This is a genomic window from Mesorhizobium sp. M7A.F.Ca.CA.004.12.1.1 (assembly GCF_003997835.1).
Classification (GTDB): Bacteria; Pseudomonadota; Alphaproteobacteria; order Rhizobiales; family Rhizobiaceae; genus Mesorhizobium.
Genome location: NZ_RZRK01000576.1, coordinates 1 through 3,983 on the forward strand (window position 1 = coordinate 1; position 3,983 = coordinate 3,983).

The 3,983-nt window shown below is 60.1% G+C and carries 4 protein-coding genes and 1 pseudogene; 4 read left to right on the forward strand and 1 reads right to left on the reverse strand.

What is annotated here, in order from left to right:
* Positions 1 to 375 (forward strand): phage tail tube protein (locus EN984_RS25340; protein ID WP_127384028.1); only part of this gene is annotated, 375 nt, incomplete at its 5' end.
* Positions 376 to 1,029: a gene transfer agent family protein gene (locus tag EN984_RS25345; protein ID WP_127266609.1), complete on the forward strand. Its 654-nt coding sequence runs from the start codon at positions 376 to 378 to the stop codon at positions 1,027 to 1,029. It begins immediately after the preceding gene.
* Here the strand turns inward: EN984_RS25345 and EN984_RS25350 are convergent.
* Entirely contained in the window at positions 1,012 to 1,353 is a 342-nt protein-coding gene (locus tag EN984_RS25350; RefSeq protein ID WP_127266608.1) for a hypothetical protein, read from the reverse strand. The two genes, EN984_RS25345 and EN984_RS25350, sit on opposite strands and share 18 nt — an antisense overlap.
* 29 nt (positions 1,354 to 1,382) lie before the next feature.
* Here EN984_RS25350 and EN984_RS25355 point away from each other — a divergent pair, with 29 nt between their 5' ends.
* Both EN984_RS25355 and EN984_RS25360 read left to right on the forward strand, forming a co-directional pair.
* Positions 1,383 to 3,740: a tape measure protein gene (locus tag EN984_RS25355; RefSeq protein ID WP_127266607.1), complete on the forward strand. Its 2,358-nt coding sequence runs from the start codon at positions 1,383 to 1,385 to the stop codon at positions 3,738 to 3,740.
* Positions 3,737 to 3,983, forward strand: a pseudogene (locus tag EN984_RS25360) (hypothetical protein); the annotation flags it as partial. The gene EN984_RS25355 and the pseudogene EN984_RS25360, both read left to right, overlap by 4 nt.

Here is a 3,983-nt window from a genome sequence, read left to right on the forward strand (position 1 = left end):
GTCTACACCGCGCCGTGCGGCTTTCTTTCCAAGTCGATGACGCTGACCAAGGCTCTGGAGGAATTCAGCCTCCCGGATTGTGTCGACCCCGACAAGGTGGCTTGGCTCGGACGCGACGCCACCAGCCTATCGGTGACGATCAGTGGCGAAGGCATTCTCGCCAACGAATCCGTTGAGACGTGGCTCGATGCCTGGGAGAACCCCGACAGCATCCCGGTGAAAGTGGAGATGGAATTCCCTGCGAAAACCATCACGTGGACCGGTTTCATGCATGTCGGAACCGTGACCATGGGTAACCCGTCCAAGAACGGTCGGGTGACCAACAACGTCGAGATGTCGAGCGACGGTGAGCTGGTTCGCGTGGTGACCCCGTAAATGAGCCGCGACGCCAGGGTGACGCTGGACTTCGCGGATGGGACCTATCCCTTCCGCGTCGGCTGGGGCGAATTCGCCGAGCTTCAGGAAAAGACCGATGCCGGTCCGTTCGTGGTGCTCGGTCGTCTCATGGATCGAACCTGCAGAACCACCGACATTTCGAACGTGATACGGCTGGGTCTGATTGGCGGCGGCATGGAGCCAGCGAAGGCTCTGACGCTGGTTCGATCCTATGTCGAGGACCGCCCGCCGGCGGAAAACCTGCCGATCGCGCAGGCCATATTGATGGCGGCGTGCATGGGCGCTCCCGACGAGGCAGGCGAGCCTAAAAAAAAAAGCCAAGAGGATGAGGGCGTCACCCTAGACGATCTGCCAAACGGGAAGGTCCGCTTTGAAGTCCTATACGGCTACGGCCAAGTCATGGGCTATTCACCGCAACAGGTGAACGGCATGAGCATCTGGCAATTCCATGCGGTCGTCGAGGGCTTCCGGAAGTCGCAATCAGGGTCAGACAGGCAGCTTTCCGAGGCCGACAAGGACGCGTTGTGGGACTGGCTGACCGCGGACGCCGCACCTATCATCGGGCTTCAGCCGAAGGTGCCGTTCAACCCAGTGGCGCTGTTGCCGGTCGAGCGGCTATTTTCCGTCGCCTAATGCCTCAAGGTCAGCTTTGTCTTCAAGCAAAAGGTTCTCGCAATCCTTTAGATTGATGGACGCGTCGAGCGTGACCTTTCCGGCCTGGAGGTCGCGATCGAGGTTGGTGACATCGCGAACCGTGAACCGGCCACTTGGTCCATATAGGTCCAGCAGTTGGACTTGGCGGAGGGCCATATTTTTCGCTGTCCTATACGTGCTCCCGTGTCCACGGCAAGCGTAGTGCAGCTTCATCGAGTGAAGGTAAGCGCCCATCCATCGGTCAGCCTGCTGCGGCGTCAGCGTTGATGTCAGACCGGCAATCACGAGCAAGGTAGAAAACATGCGATCCTCCCAAGAAGCTGGCCACTTCTATGCCAGCAACTGACCTCGAAAAGCTGGTTGTCCAGCTTTCGGCCGATTTCAAGGCCTTCGAAAAGGGCCTCGCCCGCGCGAACGGGATCAGCAATTCGCAATTTAATGCTATCGAACGGCGCGCCCGTCAATTTGACAGCCGTCTGAACAGCATCGGGAAGAGCGCTGCCCAAGGTCTTCTGGCGCCGCTGTCCGGCATCGGCACTGCACTTGGCGTTAGGGAGATTGCTCAATATGCGGACGCATGGACGGCGGCAGGGAACAAGATCCGCGCCGCAGCAACATCGGCTGGCGTCTCGGCACGATCGCTCAATGAACTGAAGGCCGGGGCCAACGACGCGCGCACCGATCTCGAGACTTACGTCGACCTTTACGCGAAGCTTATCCGCTCGGCGTCTGGTGTTGCCAAGTCAGAGCAGGAGATCGCCGATGTCACGAACATCGTGTCCAAGGCCTTCAAGGCTGGTGGAGCGTCGGCGAACGAGCAAGCGGCCGGCATTCTACAGCTTGGTCAGGCGCTGGGTTCCGGCGTTCTGCAGGGTGACGAGCTGCGGTCTCTGCGTGAGAACGCACCGATCTTAGCGCAAGCGATTGCCACAGAGTTCAAGACGACAGTCGGCGGGCTGAAGGCTCTTGGCGCGGAAGGTAAGATCACTTCGGACCGGATTTTCCATGCGATCCTAGCTGCACAGAAGCCGATCGAGGCGCAGTTCAAGGTCACGAACGCGACGATCGCCGACGCCATCGGCCAGGTGAACAATGAATTCCTAGCCTATATCGGAAACGCGGATGCTTCCGCCGGCGCCAGCCGAGACCTTGTTGCCGCGCTTCAATATCTCGCCACAAACTTCAAGGGCGTTGCCGACGTCGTTGTCGAGCTCGCGACAATCATTATTGGAGCTTTGACGGGTCGCGCGATCCTCGGGATGGTGGCTGGGCTTGGCAACGCGGTCGTTGCCTTGGGAGCCTTCCTCACCGCCATGCGCGCCGGAACACTCGTTGCAGGCACATTCACGGCCGCTCTCGGCCCCCTTGGTCTCGTTGCCGGCGCCGCCGCCGCTGCGCTGTTCCTACTTTATGAAAGCCAGGGCAGCGCAAAAGGCTCGGCCTCAAACCTAAATGACGCGATCGCCACCAATGAGAGAGCGCTGAAGGGCGCGACCGACGCGACCTATGACCAGATCACTGCATTGCGGCAACTGATAGCCACCCAGGCGGAAGCCGCCCATGCTTCGGAGCAGGCGGCGCAGGCAGACTTTGACGCCGCCGTTCAAAGGAACAATACGTTCAAGCAGTACACGGGCATGGAGTTCACACCGTTCAAATACGACATCGCTGACGCCGAACAACGCCTTAATGTCTTCGGCGCTGCTGCCGACAAGCTTGACGCCCAGGTTGCCAAAATAAACAAGATCGCGGCCGGCAAGCCCAACGGCTTCGGAAACGGAAGCGGCGCCACGCCGACGCCGACGAAAGGCAGCACCCGCAAAACAGCAGACGACCGTTTCGACGAAGACATTCAGTCCGTGAAGGACCGAACCGCCGCACTGCTTGAAGAACAGAGCGCTCTAGGTCTCACGTTCAAAGAACAGGAAAAGCGCAAAGTCGCGTTGGACCTCGAACAAGAGGCCCTGAAGCAGGTCCGTGAGGAGGCTCGCCGCAAGGGAGACCAGGACTGGCAAAATGCGAAATTGTCGCCTAGCCAAATCAAGGCGATTGACGACGTCTCCGAAGCCTATGCTGACCAAGCCGATAAACTCCGCAAGGCGCAGGAAGCTCAAGACCTACAGAGGGACGTTCTAAAGGGAGTGTTCGGCGATCTGCGCTCGGCGCTCGATGACGGAAAGCTCGGTTGGGACGATCTGGCCAATGTTGCCCTAAATGCCTTGGACAAGATCATCGACAAGATCGAGGAAGATTTGATTGATGCAATCCTGCAGGCGAACAGCGCCAGCGGCGGCAGCGGCGGCTTGCTCGGCGGCCTTCTGGGCGCCATCGGCCTTGGTGGCGGCGGGGGAAGTGATCCTGGCATCATCTCCGCCCTCGGTCTTCGAGCCAAGGGAGGGCCGGTTACCGCTGGGAAGCCCTACATCGTTGGAGAGAAGCGACCTGAGCTGTTTGTGCCCCACCAGTCGGGCACCATCCTTCCAAGCGTTCCGAAGCTGCCGTCGATTGCTGGCGCAGGCGTCAGCCAAGCAATCAGTCTTAGCTTTGCGCCTGTCATCCAGATGCAGGACGGCGGTCAGGGCGATTCGGGCGAGCAGGTGACGGCCGCGCTGAAGAAATTCGAAAAGGAATTCACCCCGCGTGTGGTGAAGGCCATCCGTGAGGCCAAGACGACGGGGCTGATGCGATGACGGCGATTGCCCTGCCCGCCGTCGGCTTCCAGCATGCCTATCCGCAGCTGGTGGAATCGGTCTCGGTTTCGCGCTCCGGCACGCGCGCCATGGCGTTCGTCGAGTATGCCGACAGCTACTGGACCATCCAGATGCGCACCAAGCCGCTGAAGGCTTCGGAACGGCTCCTGGTCGAAGCGTTCAAGGATGCCAGCCGCGGCGGCTTGCAAACGGTGCTCTACACGCCCAAGCACATGTGCATCC

Bases quoted from the DNA above. Each gene is read 5' to 3' on its own strand.
- EN984_RS25345 (WP_127266609.1), top strand. From the start codon at position 376: ATGAGCCGCGACGCCAGGGTGACGCTGGACTTCGCGGATGGGACCTAT.
- EN984_RS25350 (WP_127266608.1), bottom strand. From the start codon at position 1,353: ATGTTTTCTACCTTGCTCGTGATTGCCGGTCTGACATCAACGCTGACG.
- EN984_RS25355 (WP_127266607.1), top strand. From the start codon at position 1,383: ATGCCAGCAACTGACCTCGAAAAGCTGGTTGTCCAGCTTTCGGCCGAT.